Here is a 15,048-nt window from a genome sequence, read left to right as displayed (position 1 = left end):
TGCGGTGCGCGTGCGGTAATCGCCAGGGTACCGGCATCATCGTATCTGGAAAAGGCACCACGCGCAGCATCAAGAGCAATGGATTGACGGGAAGGTGACAGGCCGACTCTTTTGCCGGTCTGTCACCTTGGAGCGGCGCCACAGGCGCCGGAGCATTCAGGAGATCGTGCAGTACGCAGGAGTCCAATCGGTTCCGCTCACATTTGTATTGCCGGAAGTGAGACGGTGCCAGCCAGTCAGAATCTTGCCGCCGCTGATGGCCGGCGAGGTGTTCGCGACGAAATCGCCGGCAGTCCAATGGCCGATCGCAGGTTGGCCGGTGCCGTAATTACGGCCCTGAACATTGCGTGACGGCAAGAAAACATTGAAGCCGCATTGGATTTGCGGTGACGGATATCCAAAAAACGCACAGTCCGCAATCACGCAATCTGAAAAGGTCATCCCTACGGATGTCTGGAAGCCGAAACTACTATCGTCGTAGGCGATGTCCACTGAATAGACTATTGCGGTCTGCAGTACCGATCCCCGCTGGCCGGGCGCTACTTGAACACCATAGGAACCGGCACCCTTGCCGCCACGCACAAAGCCGGAAAGCCGCACCCGGTTCAAGCCGGTAACGGCCAGACCGGCCGCACTGTGATCCTCGACCTGCACGTGAATGTCGCTGTCATTCACGAAATTCTCGAAACCGAGCTCCACAGCCGTCGTGCATCCTTTGGCGCGAAGGCTCAGCGCAGCAAAATCGACATAGTCGACCGAAATTCCCTTGCTACGCCCGCCCGTCCGGAAGAGCGTCACGTCCGCGGTGAGGTTCTTGACGCGCTTGAAAATGGGCCCGCCGACGTCCGCAGCGGTGATCGTCACCGAAGAGGGGGCGATGAGGACATTGTCGATGTTCCAGTCCCGCGACTGGTCGTCGGTGATGGCTCGGCCGATAAGGCCGAGGCCACTGGTACCAGCCGTCTCGATCAGCCAAGGGCCGGAGACGACATTTCGGATCAGGTCGCTGGGGCCGTCGACCTCTAAGTCCAAGCCGCCGGGCATCCGGAGGCCGCCGATCGTGCCGCCGATCTTCTCCAGGATACCGCCGGCTAAGGCGAGACCATCACATGAGATGACGGAAATGCCATTGCGGCCCGCGTCGATGGAGTTTCTGCCGATAACTTGGCCAATACAAATATTGTGATTATTGCGAGAGGCCGAGCGCCCGATATAGATGCCATCCCCCATGACTTCGCGGAGATTTACCGGTGAAGCCCAGGAATTCACGGCGCCGGAGAAGCGCAATCCATTAATGTGTTCGTCCACCGGCTGGTTGATAAGATTGCCGTCGATGATTCCAGTGACGATCACGCCACAATTCTCGCAATCCGCGAGCACGATGCCGTTCCATGACAAACCGTCATAGTTGCCGCCGCTGGCCGGTTTCAAGAGGAACGTGCCTTCTATTGCGATACGCGTGCCATCGTAAGAGGAACCGAGGAGAATAATTCCTGCTGCAAGGAAGGTGTATCCTGCTGGAAGCACCACGAGACTGCCCTTGTTGGCATCGATCGCCGCCTGGATCGCGACGCTGTCATCCGTCACTCCGTCGCCTACGGCGCCGTAGTCTAGGACGGAAATACTCTCCGTTGCCTTATCGAGCATCGTACGGGCGACGGCGCCGCTGCCTAGCTGCGCAAAGCCAACCATGGCGGCACCCTGATCCGGTGCCGTCGCCGCTAAATCCGTAGTTGTCACATAGGCCATCTGAAAGCTCCAAGTTTTGCGAACAAAAGTGGAACATTGCGAAATCCTACATTGCAAGCTCGACGTTGCCGGCAGCGCGTGGAGATACTTTTTGATCCGCGAGAGAAGGCGAGGGACGGTTGCCTTTGGGAGCGGTTTGGTGTCAGCCGAACTTCCGAGATGAGGGCGCTTGGCCGCCACGACAATTCAGGCGCGCTTCTGCCGCACCATATGACGGCCGTTCGCCTGTTGCTCAAACACCCAGCGCTGGCCCGTGAAACGCTCGATGATGTCGACGGCGGTCCGTGCATGGGGGCTTGGCTTTACGGTGGTGAAGCTTCCGCCGCCTGCCAGCGAGAATGGCAGCAGCAACTGGTCCGCCAGATAGGGTCCGGCGAACGCGCCCGATGCGATGAACCCCGTCATCCGCCGCGCCGCGGTCTTTGCGAGCGATTCCGCCGACACCCCGAGCTTGCCGAAACCGGTGACGATTTCGGTCACATGCTCGAATTCGGCTTCAAGCAGCAGCACATTGCCTGGCCCCTGCGCATCCGGAAGCTGGCGCACGGCGAAGGCGTCATCCGGCCAGTCGGGCAGGAGCTTGCTCGCGGTTCTGATCTCGCGTTCGGCGATATCGAACGTGAGGGCCGCGAGCAGCGCCGTGGCCGAGACCGACTTGAGCATGCCTCGGTCAGTACCGTCGATCGGCGCGAGCGCGCCCGGCACGATCTCCACCTCGATCCGCCCGCCGCCGCGCGGATAGAAGCCGTGCCGCAGCAGCCGCGCGGAGACCTGCGCGCCCATGCGGCCGAGCACCGGCAGGAAAGCACGCGAAAGAAACTCGAACGGCGGCGCCATCATATTGTGGGTTCCGCCTTCCAGCACCAGCCGCGAGGGGCCGTCGGCGCCAAGCAACGGCATGAGCACGGTCTGGAGGACCAGGCTGGTGCTGCCCGCGGTACCGACCGCAAAGTGATAGTCGCCGGCCACGACCTTGCCGGGCGTGAACATGATCTCGGACGAGCCCACCGTCACGCCTTCGCAGGCGGCGCCAATCCGGCATGCCGCCTCGATTGCGGTGACGTGCTGGCGCATCAGCCCCGGCTTCTCGCGCCTGCCCCGCACATTGGTAATGCGGAAAGGCTGGCCCGTGACGAGCGACAGCGCACAGCTGTTGCGCACGACCTGCCCGCCGCCTTCGCCTTCCGATCCGTCGATCTCGATCATGTGTTCACCAGGTCTAGGAAGAGTTTGTCCGCGCGGGTCACGAAGCGATCGCGCGGCGTGCGTGCCGGCAGTTCTCCGGCGCGCCCGATTTCGTCGCGGATCAGCGCGTCGATCTCGGGCAGGCGGGTGCCGTTGGCGCGCTCGTTGGTGCGCGCCTTGGCCTGGACCAGCATGTCGATCTGCTCGGCCAATGCGGACGGCAGGTCACCGGCAGCGACAAGCGCCTGCAGGTTCATCGGCGGCCGCACGGACGGGTTGAGGCGTGTCGCGCGGATCGCCAGCGCCGGACGAAGGGCGTAGAAATACCGTTTCACCGGCACGTTACCGTCGCCATCGAGCCACCGCTCCGCCGCCAGCTTGCCCGAGCGTGCATAGTGATGGGCGATCGCGCGCGGGTTGAGCAGGTCGTCCGCCAGCGTCGCCAGCTTCGCGATGAAGGAATCGTCCGGCCGATAGCGGATCGGAGATTCAATCCACTCGCTGACTACCGCGTTCGACTTGAGCAGCAGCCCCAATGCCTTGCGGACGTCCCAGCCGTTGAGGTCGATCTCGTCCTCGATCGGCGCCTCGATCACGTCACGACCGGGCACCAGCGAGAGATACCAGTCGCGGGGGCGGACATAGAGGAAGCGCACGTCGAAATCGCTGTCGGGCGAGGGGAAACCCCAGGCACGCGAACCGGACTCGACCGCAATCAGCAGGCGCACGCCATGCGTCGCCTCGATCGCAGCAAGCCGGGTTTCGACCTCCTGCCGGACGGCAGAGGGAATCGGGTCAACGACAGTCATTCTTCGTTCCAGAAGGTTGGCGGTGCGCGCCAAGGGTGACGAGAGCATTTAGCCCTTCACGCACACCACCTGCTTGAGCGTATGGACGATCTCGACCAGATCGGCCTGGGCGGCCATCACGGCTTCGATCGGCTTGTACGCCTTGGGCGTTTCATCGATCACGCTTGCGTCCTTGCGGCATTCCACGCCCGCGGTGTCGCGGATGTGCTCGTCGAGCGTGACCAGCTTCTTGGCCGCGGTGCGGGACATGATGCGCCCCGCGCCATGGCTGCAGCTGTCGAACGATTCCGGGTTTCCGAGGCCCCGGACGATGAACGACTTGGCGCCCATCGATCCCGGGATGATCCCCATCACCCCCTTGGCGGCGCGCACGGCGCCCTTGCGGGTGACCAGGACGTTCTCGCCGAAATGGTTCTCGCGCTGGACGTAGTTGTGGTGGCAGTTCACCGCCTCCAGCTCCGCGTCGAACGGCTTCGCGATCTGGCCCCGGAGCGCGCGGATGACGTTGGTCATCATCATGCGCCGGTTGAGCGCGGCGAAGTCCTGCGCCCAGCCCACCGCTTCGACATAGTCGTCGAAATGGTCGGTCCCTTCCGGGAAATAGGCCAGGTCCTCGTCGGGCAGGTTGATGTGCCACTTGCGCATGTCCTGCTTGGCCAGCTCGATGAAGAACGTGCCGATCGCGTTGCCGACTCCGCGCGAGCCCGAATGCAGCATCACCCACACCCGCTGCTCCTCGTCGAGGCAAAGCTCGATGAAGTGGTTGCCGGTGCCGAGCGTCCCGAGGTGCACGAGGTTGTTCGTGTTCTTGAGCTGCGGATGCTTGTCTGTGAGCCGATCGAACCGCTGCGCGAGCGTCGCCCACGCCTCGACGATCGCCGGCGGCGGATCGCCCCAGGAGCCGGTGTCGCGCTTGTTGCGGTTCATCGACCGGCCGTGCGGAACCGCTTGCTCGATCGCCGAGCGGATGCCTTCCAGATGGTCCGGCAGGTCGCTCGCCACCAGCGAGGTGCGCGCCGCCATCATGCCGCAGCCGATGTCGACGCCGACGGCCGCCGGGATCACCGCGCCCTTGGTCGGGATCACCGAGCCCACAGTCGCGCCGATGCCGACATGGACGTCGGGCATCGCCGCGACATGCTTGAACACGAACGGCATCTGCGCCGCCCGCGCGAGCTGGGCACGCGCGCCGTCTTCGACCGGCACGCCGCGGGTCCACATCTTGATCGGCACGCCGCCTTCGACGTGCTGGAAATCGTACAGCGTCTCGGTCACTTGGGACCTCCTCCTGGTAGGGCATATCAGTGCGGCCTCGGCGCGGCGACGACGGATTGACGAGACATTTCGGCCTTGCGGCCGGGAGGATTCGAACCTCCATTCCCGATATAGTCCCGTCGGCATTCGCCGGCCTTGGGGTGCTGGCGACCAGTTGGTGGTGAGACGTGCCTTGTGCTCTATCCATTTGAGCTACGAGCCGATGCGGCGCGGCCGGAATCGAACCGGCATCCCAGGGTCCGGATGTAGTCTCACCGGCATTCGCCAGCGTGCAATCGGTCACGGCGACAAGAGTGGGAAGGACGGCCCCGAAGGGCCCGGTGCTCTACCAGACTGAGCTACTATCCCTTTCGAGACAGGCGGGATTCGAACCCGCGACAGCCGCATTACCAATGTAGTCCTTCTCGGCATTCGCCGTGATGTGCGTGTTGGGCCGTGGCGACAAGAGTGACGAGAACGTCCTTGAGCTACGGCTGCAACCGGGGGATTCGAACCCCATCTCCCGTTCGGCATCGCTGCTTCCCGGGCGCTCTACTCTGGACTTTCGGGTTTCCCCTTGGAGCAATGTAATCCCGTCGGCATTCGCCACGGCCCTTATGTCCTTAGACCTCCACCTGGTTGACGATGCTCACCCAGTCGCGCGTTTCGCCGGAGACGAAGCGTGCGATCGTATCGAACACCGCGTCGGAGAAGCCCCCGACATTGAGAATGTCAGCCCGCGACACCGCTTGCGTAGTGCCGTAGGGCTGGATGTCGATGCAGACCAACTTGGCCTGCGGGTTACGCCGGCGGATGGCTTCCCATTCGCGCATCGTCTGAGTTGCGCCGCGCCGGTTGGCATCCACCCACGACTCGTTGTCCGAGACGATGACGACCAAGTCGACCATCGCACGCTCCGTGTTGAGCAGGGCGAGCGGTGCCGAGACGCTGGTTCCGCCCCCGCCAACCGCCGCCAGCTTCGCCGCATTCACGGCGACGCGGGCATGCGGGTCGAGCTTCAGCTTGACCACCGTCTGCTCGAACGGGAGCACTCGGGTGTCGCGATTGGTCCGCAGCATCGCTGCCGCGACCAGGGCCGCAACATCGATGCACCGCACCTTCGACGAAGCGCCTTTGCGGTAGCCCGTCACCGGAGAGCTCATCGACCCCGACACGTCGGGGCAGACGACGACCCGGCCCGCCACGGTCGGCACCCGAACGAGCGACTGCTCAAGCGCATCCTCCAGTGCGGCCCGGACCTTCAGCGGCACGCCCTCGCCGGCCTGGCCCAGCGCCACCATCAACTGATAGGGCATCGGCCGAACCTTCGTCAGCGCGTCGCCGTCGGACAGGCGTGCGGCAACCGCATCGGCGACCCCTGCCACACCGAACGCACCGTTGCGCGCCAGCGTGTTGAGGTTCATCCGCAGCGCCTGCCACCCGATCCGGGTCGAGAGCGCAGCCCAATCCCGGGCGGTGAGTTCGAACGCGGTCAGCCACTCGAACGGCACCGGCGGCAGGGCCAGCGACCGATCGGCCTTCCATGCCTCGAACGCGGCGATCTCGGCAGGCAGCGCGGCGACGTCGTACGGACGCCCGATCAGCCAGCCATAGAATGCCTTGCGCGACGCGTCGGCAGGCTTGGGGTGCACCATCCGGACGATATCCGCCAGGCTGGGATCCTTGCCCGTCGCCGCTGCCATCAGCTGCGGCGTCGAGGCCCGCTCCAGCCAGTGCTGGACCAGCCGTTTCGGCCGCGAGCCGAGCGAGGCCCGCCCGACCCGACCCGAGCGCATGATCTGCACGAAGTTGCGCAGCATCCGCCCGTTGTCGATCACGCGGTTGAACACCGGGACCGCCAGGTCGGGATCGGCGACCGTGAGATACGCCGCCAGCAACGCCGGCATGTCCTTCATCGCGCCGGACTGGCGAGCATAGACTGCCGCCTGCGCCACGAAATACGGGTCGCATGCCTGGGCCGCTGCCAGCACATCGGCCAGCTGCGTCTCTGCGGCGCCGTAGAAATTGTCGGCAAGCGTGCCCGTCGCGGCGAGCTGCGCCAGCTTGTGCTCCGGGCCATAGGCATAGGCCGGAGCGAGCTCGCGGTTCACCGTATCGGCGCGCGGCAACAGCTTCGCGATTGCCGAAGCGAAAAGCCCCTTGTTGGCCATCGTCCAACTCCTCGTCTGGTCAGGGCGGCAGGATTCGAACCTGCGGCCTCCCGCTCCCAAGGCGGGCGCTCTGCGCAGCCTGAGCTACGCCCTGTCTGAATTCCTCGGGGGCGGCCGGCCCATTCCGGCCGCCCCTCACGCTGCTTGTCGGCCCGGGCGTTCGACCATCCCGTCCGACGCAGATCTGTAGAGCATGAGGCGTGCCAACCAGTCCGACGCGGCGACGGGGAATCTGATAACAGATTGATAAAACAGAGAATATGTCGATTTTCCGCCAAGGCGCGCATTCAGGTGCGGAGCTTGAGCAATCCGGATTAGCTATCGATTTCGATAGTAGATTATTCTAATGTATAAGAATGAAACCACTCACCGTGATCGGATTCCTCGGCTCGACGCTCGATGCGAGCAAATTCGGCCCGACGCGCTGGAACAAGTGGCGGCCGACGGTCGGCCTGACGATGCACGAGGATCTGCGGGTCGACCGGCTGATCCTGATCCACGGCACGGCGCACCGGCGCCTCGCAGACTATGTCGCGGAGGATATCGCCGACGTCTCGCCCGAGACGAGGGTCGAGAAGCGGGTGCTCGACTTCAAGAATGCGTGGGATTTCGAGGAAGTCTACGGCAAGCTGCTCGATTTCGCGCGCGCCGAACCCTTCGACCCGGACGCCGAGGATTATCTGGTGCACATCACCACCGGCACGCACGTCGCCCAGATCTGTCTCTTCCTGCTGACCGAAGCGCGCTATCTCCCCGCCCGCCTGCTCCAGACCCAGCCGCGCCGCGGATCGCCAGGTGACGCCGCCGGCATCTGGAACACGATCGATCTCGACCTCTCACGCTATGACAGCATCGCCACGCGGTTCGCAGTCGCCACCCAGGAGAGCACGTCATTCCTGAAGTCGGGCATCGCGACGCAGAGCCCGACCTTCAACCGGATGATCGACGAGATCGAGCGGGTGGCGCTGCGGTCCAAGGCGCCGATCCTGCTGATGGGGCCCACGGGCGCCGGCAAGAGCCAACTTGCCCGACGCATCTACGAACTCAAGCGCCTGAAGCACCAGATCGCCGGCACCTTCGTCGAAGTGAACTGCGCGACGCTGAAGGGCGACGGCGCGATGTCCGCATTGTTCGGGCATCGCAAGGGCGCCTTCACCGGCGCGGTCTCGGATCGCCCGGGCCTGCTCCGCGCGGCTGACAAGGGTATGCTGTTCCTCGACGAGATCGGCGAACTCGGGCTCGACGAGCAGGCGATGATCCTGCGCGCGATCGAGGACAAGCGCTTCCTGCCCGTCGGCTCGGACAAGGAGGCGGCGTCCGATTTCCAGCTGATCGCCGGCACCAACCGCGACCTGGGCGAGGCCGTTGCGGCAGGCGGTTTCCGCGACGATCTCTATGCGCGTCTGAACCTGTGGACCTTTCGCCTGCCGGGGCTTGCCGATCGCCGCGAGGATATCGAACCCAATCTCGACTATGAGCTCGACCGCTTCGCCGAGCGTGAAGGCGACCGCGCGACTTTCAACAAGGAAGCCCGACAGGGCTACCTCGCCTTCGCCACGGGCCCCGACGCCAGCTGGCCAGGCAATTTCCGCGACCTGGCGGCGAGCGTCACGCGCATGGCGACGCTCAGCCCGAAGGGTCGGATCGATGTCGAATGCATGGAGGCGGAAATCCAGCGCCTGAAGCGCCTCTGGTCCGGCCAGCGCGATGATGCTGCCAGCGTGCTGGTGGAAGTGCTGTCACCCGAGGCACTTGCGGAAATCGATCCGTTCGATCGGGTCCAGCTTGCCGAGACCATACGGATCTGCCGCAGGAGCCGTTCGCTGTCGGAAGCCGGCCGGGCGCTCTTCACTGCGTCACGCGCGCGTCGAACCTCGGCCAATGATGCCGATCGGCTTCGCAAGTACCTTGCGAAATTCGGGTTGGATTGGGCCAGTTTGATGCATTGAGCAGCCCGAAGGGAATCGGCAGCTGATCCTGCCTGCCCTGAATGACCGGAATGGGTGCGCATTGCCGACCGGCCACTCGCACCGATACGTGCCCGGCACCCGGCAAGTAACCACCGATGGCTCATTGGATACGCGGGCAGGCGGGAGCCTGAGCGATAGCTGGCCTAGTTGGGCCCAAAGTCTAACTATCTCGCCAATTCCGACCATTTCGGTAGGTTTTTAGCTGCAAGCAAAACAAAGGTGGGTTGCGCGTTTCTGCAGTGATTCCCGCGAGGGATGATGATTCCGCTCCGCGAGGTTCCTGATGGGCTTCGCGGTCGAGAAGTTGTGCTGAAATCATATTGGTCAACCCGCCTGATGTCCATTCAGGGGGATAGCATAGTCATGCGACATGAAGACTGCGCGAATCAGGACAATATGCCTGGAAGGCGCGCAAACGCCCGCCGTTTATTCGGAGGAGTGACGGTTGCGGCGCTCACCGCGCCGTTGGCGCTGATCAGTCCGGCACAGGCACAGTCCGGTGCCGCCGCGGACGAGCAGGACGCCATCGTCGTCGTGGGCTCGCGCAGCGGCAACAAGGCGCTCGAGAGCTCGGCTCCAGTCCAGCTCGTCAGCGGCGAAGACCTGCAGGCCACCGGTGCCCGCACCTTGTCCGAAGCGCTCCAGCGCCTCGTGCCGTCCTTCAATTTCCCGACCTCGGTGCCGTCGTCGAACGCGGCGAGTTTCGTCAAGGGCGTGTCCCTGCGCGGGCTGGCGGCGGATGAGACGCTGGTGCTGATCAACGGCAAACGCCGCCACGCGACTGCCCAGCTCAATGCCGGCAGTGGTGTCGCCAAGGGCGCGCAGACCGTCGACCTCAACAGCATTCCCCTGAGCGCGATCGAGCGCGTGGAGGTGCTGCTCGACGGGGCATCCGCGCAATATGGCTCGGACGCCATCGCAGGCGTGGTCAACATCGTGCTCAAGAAGCAGGCCGGGCACGGCAATCTCGCGGTTCAGTACGGCGTCAACGACAAGGGCGATGGCGAGACCAAGAGCATCGAAGGTTCGATCGGCGCCAAGCTGCCGGGCGACGGCTCGGTCACGCTGGCCTTCGACGTGTGGGACATCGGGCGCACCCGCCTTTCCGGGCGCGACAACCGCACCATGTATTTCGCCGGCGATCCGCGCGAGGCAAACTACCCCAACCGCAACTGGTTCTATGGCAGCGGCGCCACCAAGCGCGAAAACCTGCTGCTCAATGCCGAGAGCACGGTCGGTGGAGTGACGCTCTATCTCAGCGGCAGCTATGGCTGGCGGAAGGACGAGGGCTTCGGCAATCTGCGGCAGCCCAGTGCCGACCAGACGGTGCGCGCATTGTTCCCTGACGGCTTCCAGCCCTTCCTGCGTGTCCATTCGCGTGACGCTTCGATCGGCGGCGGCGCGCGCTGGTCGGGCAAGGCGGGCGATTTCGACCTGGGGGCGAATTATGGCCGCAACCGGGTGGAGAGCCTGGTCTACAACACCAACAATGCCAGCCTGGGCACTGCCAGCCCGACCTCGTTCGATACCGGCGACCTGCTCAACGAGCAGGCCAATGTCACCTTCGACTGGAAGCGCCCCTTCGAGGCCGGTTTCCTGCGCGCGCCGCTCAACGTCGCGGCGGGGCTGGCCTATCGCCACGAGGCGTACCAGGTGTTCGAGGGCGACCATGGCTCCTGGGCCAATGGCGGCGTGCCGATCCTCGACGGTCCCAATGCCGGCAAGGTGGCGACCCCGGCTTCGCAGGGCTTTGGCGGCTTCTCGCCCGATGACGCGGGGCGCAGCACGCGCGACGTCGTCGGCGGCTATCTCGAGCTCGAGACCGAACTCGCCAAGAGCCTGCGGGTAACCGCGTCCGGACGCGTCGAGCATTATTCCGACTTCGGCACGACCGCGAACGCCCGCCTGGCGCTGCGCTATGAAGTAACGCCGAAGCTCGCCTGGCGCGGTAGCGCCGGCACCGGCTACCGCGCGCCGTCGCTTGGCCAGTCCGCCTATTCGCGCACGATTCCGAACATCACCAACGGCGTGCTCGCGACGAACAAGCTCGCCCGCGTGGACAGCGCGGTCGCCCGTGCGCTCGGCGCGACGCCGCTCAAGCCGGAAAGGGCGACCAACCTGTCGACCGGCCTCGTCTGGACGCCGAGCAGCGACCTGTCGGTGACGGTCGATTTCTACCAGACGACGATCGACGACCGCATCGCCTTGTCCGAGACGCTGACCGGCCCGCTGGTCCGCCAGATGCTCACCAGCGCCGGCTTTCCGACCTATTCGGGCGCGCAATATTTCACCAACGCCGTCGATACCCGCACGCGCGGCATCGACGCGACCGCGCGCTATCGGTGGCGTCTCGGCCAGGACCGGAAGCTCGACCTGAGCGCCGGCTTCAATCTGAGCGATACCAGGATCACGCACATCAAGGCGACCCCGGCGGTGCTGGCGGGCAGCGGCCTGACGCTGATCGGGCACGAGGCGCGCGGGCTGATCGAGGAATGGAACCCCGACACCTTCGTGCGCCTGGCGGCCGACTACACCAATGGCGGGTTCGACGCGCATCTCTCCGGCACCCGCTACGGCACCTATTGGGCGCGCAATGCGGTGGTCGCCTATGACCAGCGCTTCGGGCCGCAGGAGGTCGTCAATCTCTCCGCGGGCTACCGGCTGTTCGCCAATGCGCGCGTCTCGGCCGGTATCAACAACCTGCTCGATAGCCATCCCGACCAGGTCCTGCCCGCCGCCCGCAATCCCGTGGTCGCCCTCTATTCGGGCCTGTCGCCCGAAGGCGGTGCCGGCCGCACCTATTTCGCTCGCCTGGACCTGTCCTTCTAAGGAGCCCCTTCCCATGAAATCCCGATATCTCAGTGCGTTGCTGATCGCCGCGGCCGGCCTTTCCGGCGCCGCCAGCCTGTCCTCCATTCCCGTCCTCGCGCAGGAGCATGTAGCGGTCGAGGAACATGGTCCCGCCGCGACACGCGCGGCAGTGATCGCGGCTATCGACGCCTATCGCGTCGCTGTCGTGAAGGGCGACCGGGCAGGGCTGGACGCCGCGTTTCACCCCGACCTTTCCTACGGCCATACCGATGGCGAGGTGCTTTCCAAGGCTGCGCAGATCGACCGGACCCTGGCGCCAGGCAAGCGCTTCACCGCGGTGGACATCGCCGATGCCCGGGTCCGCAGCTACGGCGATGTCGCCTATGTCACCGCCGGCTGGACGTTCCACCTGAGCAAGGACAACGGCACCACCAGCACCGCGCGCCTCTCGGGCCTCGACGTGTGGACCAAGGGTCCGCGCGGCTGGCAGCTCATCGCCCGCCAGCTGACTCGCCCCGCGCAATAATCCCTCTTTCCAAGCGAGACATTCCATGGCCCGATTTGCCCTTCGTTCGAAGCTGCTCCTGCTGCTGGCAGGAACGGCGCTGCCCCTTGCCGGCGCGCATGCCCAGAGCTTCACGCCGGAACAGCTCCAGGCGGCGACCGCCCTCCAGGAGCGGCTGCCCAATCTCGACAACCATCTCGACATTCCCTTCGACTTCGGCACCGGGGAGCATGATCCGGGCAAGGACGGTCCCGACCAGTTCGACTTCGTCAAGGCGAAGCGCGGCCGGCTGAAGGGCGTGGTGCTGGCGATCTTCGTGCCTCAGAACGCCCGGACGCCCGCCGGCTATGCCGAAGCCGCGGCCAAGGGGCAGCAGAAGCTGTCCGCCATCCAGGGCGTGGTCGCGCGCTATCCCGAACAGGCCGCGATTGCCCATTCGCCCGAGGCGCTGCGCGCGATCGAGGGCTCGGGCCGGGTTGCGATCATCCTGTCGATCCTCAACGGCAATCTGATCGGCAAGGATCTGCGCCAGCTCGATGCCTGGCACGACAAGGGCGTGTCGATCTTCGGTTTCACCCATGCCGGCAACAACGACCTGGCGGATTCCGCCCGGCCCAATCTGCTGCGCGGCGACAAGCTGAGCGAACATGGCGGGCTCTCGCCGCTCGGGCGGCAGGCCGTCGCTCGGCTCAACGATCTCGGCGTGGTCATCGACGTGTCGCAGATCACAGGGCAGGCGGTGCGGCAGGTGCTGGAGCTGAGCCGCGCGCCGGTGATCGCCTCGCATTCGAACGCGCGCGCGGTGATCGATCATCCGCGCAACCTCGACGACGCGACGTTGCAGGCGATCGCGGCCAGGGGCGGCGTGGTCGCGATCAACGCCTATAGCTCCTGGGTGAAGGCCTTTCCGCCCGAAGCGCTTGCCAAGCTCAATGCGATCCGCCGCCGCTACGGCATTCCCGAGGACAAGACGCCTGCGGGCATCCAGCCGCTGTCGGACAAGGGCGTGAAGGTGCTCCCGCCCGAGGTCTTTGCGAAGTACAGCGCGGAATTCCATGAGATCACCGGCAGCCCGGACTATCGCGCGACGCTGAAGGATTATGTCGACCAGATCGACTATGTCGTGAAGAAGATCGGCATCGAGCATGTCGGCATCTCGTCCGACTTCAACCATGGTGGCGGCGTCATCGGCTGGAACGATGTCGGCGAGTCCGTCAACATCACCGCCGAGCTGCAGCGTCGCGGCTATGGCGAGGCGGATATCGCGAAGCTGTGGGGCGGCAACTTCCTGCGTGTCTGGGGCCAGGTGCAGGCGCTCGCCAAGCCGAAGGCCGGCAAGTGAGGATCGACCGCCGCGCGACATTGGGGCTGCTCGCCGCCGCTCCGCTGTTCCCCGGGGCAGCGCGTGCCCGTCCCGTTGCACCGGGGAGCCGTTCGGCGATCGTGATCGGTGCAGGGATCGTCGGCGCCGCAATCGCCTACGAACTCGCAAAGCGCGGCGTGGCGGTCACCCTCCTCGAGAAGTCCAAGCCTGCGGCGGGGGCGACGGGCGACTCCTTCGCCTATCTCAACGCCTCGACCAAGACCGGCTCGCGGCCCTATTTCCAGCTGAACTGGCTGGGCATGGCCGGCTGGCGGATCTGGCAGCGGGAGCCGGGGGCGGCGCTTCCCCTGCAATGGGGTGGTGCCACCTATTGGCGCGATAGCGAAGCCGAGTCCGCGAAGCTGGGCGAGAGCCTGCGGATCGCGCAGCAATGGGGCTATGCCGGGCGTCGCCTGGACGCGCCCGGGCTCCAGGCGCTGTTGCCGGGGCTCGCCATCGGCCCGGTCTCGGTGGCGGCCTTCTTCCCTGAAGAGGGCGCGGTGGACCCGGCCGGTGCCGTGGCCGCGCTGCTCGAGCGGGCGGGCAGGCTCGGGGCGAAGCTGCGGGCGCCAGTGGCGGTGCATTCGCTCATCGTCCGGGAAGGGAAGGTCGTTGGCGTACGAACGGCGGACGGCGCGATCGAGGCGGATACCGTGGTGTTGGCGGCCGGCCTGGGCAGCGAGGCGCTGGCGGCACAGGCCGGCGTGCAGCTGCCGCTCACCGCTTCGCCCGGCGTCCTGCTCCACACAAGGCCGCAAAGGCCGGCGCTCGATCGAGTCGTCTTCGGGCCGCGCAGCACCTTCAAGCAGATGGCCGACGGGCGCTTCGTCGCCAGCATCAGCGGGCATGAAGGCGGGGCACCGGCGGGTGCCGGAGTGGAGGCCTTCGGGAAGACCATCCAGGACGCCGCCGCTTGCTATCTTCCCGCTTTGGGGAAGGCCGAGATCGAACGGGTCAGCATTGGCCAGCGCGTGGTCCCCAGGGATTCCTTGCCGGTCGTCGGCTTCGCGCCGCGCCTGGGCGGCCTCTATGTCGCGGTCACCCATAGCGGCGTCACGCTGGCGCCCGCGCTGGGCCGGCTGGCCGCGCTGGAGATACTGGACGGCGTAGTCGCCGATCCGCTTGCCAATTTCCGGCTCGGCCGCTTCGCCTAGCGGCATCGCCCGAATTGCCTATCCATTGCAGTAATTGAGTCCATGTCGCGGGAGCTGCCGGGCCCAAGAGCCGGTTC

At 65.5% G+C, this 15,048-nt stretch carries 10 protein-coding genes and 1 tRNA gene; 5 read left to right on the top strand and 6 right to left on the bottom strand.

Features of this window, described 5'->3' with window-relative positions; genetic code table 11:
- Positions 1-156 precede the first annotated feature (156 nt).
- The 6 genes from BGP17_RS12030 to BGP17_RS12005 form a co-directional block, all read right to left on the bottom strand.
- Positions 157-1,749 (bottom strand): glycosyl hydrolase family 28-related protein, encoded by a 1,593-nt coding sequence (locus tag BGP17_RS12030; protein ID WP_286712122.1) that lies wholly within the window; start codon positions 1,747-1,749, stop codon positions 157-159.
- 186 nt (positions 1,750-1,935) lie between these two features.
- Complete coding sequence (rtcA, locus tag BGP17_RS12025; RefSeq protein ID WP_286712120.1) at positions 1,936-2,955, bottom strand: RNA 3'-terminal phosphate cyclase; 1,020 nt, start codon at positions 2,953-2,955, stop codon at positions 1,936-1,938.
- On the bottom strand, positions 2,952-3,743 hold the full coding sequence (locus BGP17_RS12020; RefSeq protein ID WP_286712118.1) for a nucleotidyltransferase domain-containing protein: 792 nt from the start codon (positions 3,741-3,743) through the stop codon (positions 2,952-2,954). Before BGP17_RS12020 ends, rtcA begins: the two co-directional genes overlap by 4 nt.
- 48 nt (positions 3,744-3,791) lie before the next feature.
- The gene (locus BGP17_RS12015) at positions 3,792-5,018 is read right to left on the bottom strand and encodes an RtcB family protein (protein WP_286712116.1); all 1,227 of its coding nucleotides are present in this window, start codon (positions 5,016-5,018) and stop codon (positions 3,792-3,794) included.
- A 602-nt stretch (positions 5,019-5,620) separates the two neighbouring features.
- The gene (locus BGP17_RS12010) at positions 5,621-7,168 is read right to left on the bottom strand and encodes a vWA domain-containing protein (RefSeq protein WP_286712114.1); all 1,548 of its coding nucleotides are present in this window, start codon (positions 7,166-7,168) and stop codon (positions 5,621-5,623) included.
- A gap of 16 nt (positions 7,169-7,184) precedes the next feature.
- Positions 7,185-7,262, bottom strand: a tRNA-Pro gene (locus BGP17_RS12005).
- A gap of 262 nt (positions 7,263-7,524) precedes the next feature.
- On the opposite strand from BGP17_RS12005, the gene rtcR reads away from it, so the two are divergent.
- From rtcR to BGP17_RS11980, 5 genes are all read left to right on the top strand, one after another.
- On the top strand, positions 7,525-9,117 hold the full coding sequence (gene rtcR, locus BGP17_RS12000) for an RNA repair transcriptional activator RtcR (RefSeq protein ID WP_286712112.1): 1,593 nt from the start codon (positions 7,525-7,527) through the stop codon (positions 9,115-9,117).
- A gap of 459 nt (positions 9,118-9,576) precedes the next feature.
- The gene (locus tag BGP17_RS11995) at positions 9,577-11,967 is read left to right on the top strand and encodes a TonB-dependent receptor plug domain-containing protein (protein ID WP_286712110.1); all 2,391 of its coding nucleotides are present in this window, start codon (positions 9,577-9,579) and stop codon (positions 11,965-11,967) included.
- 13 nt (positions 11,968-11,980) lie between these two features.
- Positions 11,981-12,475, top strand: coding sequence for a nuclear transport factor 2 family protein (locus tag BGP17_RS11990; protein WP_286712108.1), 495 nt, complete (start codon positions 11,981-11,983; stop codon positions 12,473-12,475).
- Between the two features lie 25 nt (positions 12,476-12,500).
- Positions 12,501-13,796 (top strand): dipeptidase, encoded by a 1,296-nt coding sequence (locus BGP17_RS11985; RefSeq protein WP_286712106.1) that lies wholly within the window; start codon positions 12,501-12,503, stop codon positions 13,794-13,796.
- Positions 13,793-14,971 carry an NAD(P)/FAD-dependent oxidoreductase gene (locus tag BGP17_RS11980; protein WP_286712103.1) on the top strand — a complete coding sequence of 393 codons (1,179 nt, stop codon included), beginning with the start codon at positions 13,793-13,795 and terminating at the stop codon, positions 14,969-14,971. Before BGP17_RS11985 ends, BGP17_RS11980 begins: the two co-directional genes overlap by 4 nt.
- Positions 14,972-15,048 lie beyond the last annotated feature (77 nt).

Source organism: Sphingomonas sp. 67-41 (assembly GCF_001899725.1).
In the GTDB taxonomy this organism is placed as follows: Bacteria; Pseudomonadota; Alphaproteobacteria; order Sphingomonadales; family Sphingomonadaceae; genus Sphingomonas; species Sphingomonas leidyi.
The sequence above is the reverse complement of the archived record's forward strand: the minus strand, read 5'-3'. Positions and strand labels throughout refer to the sequence as shown.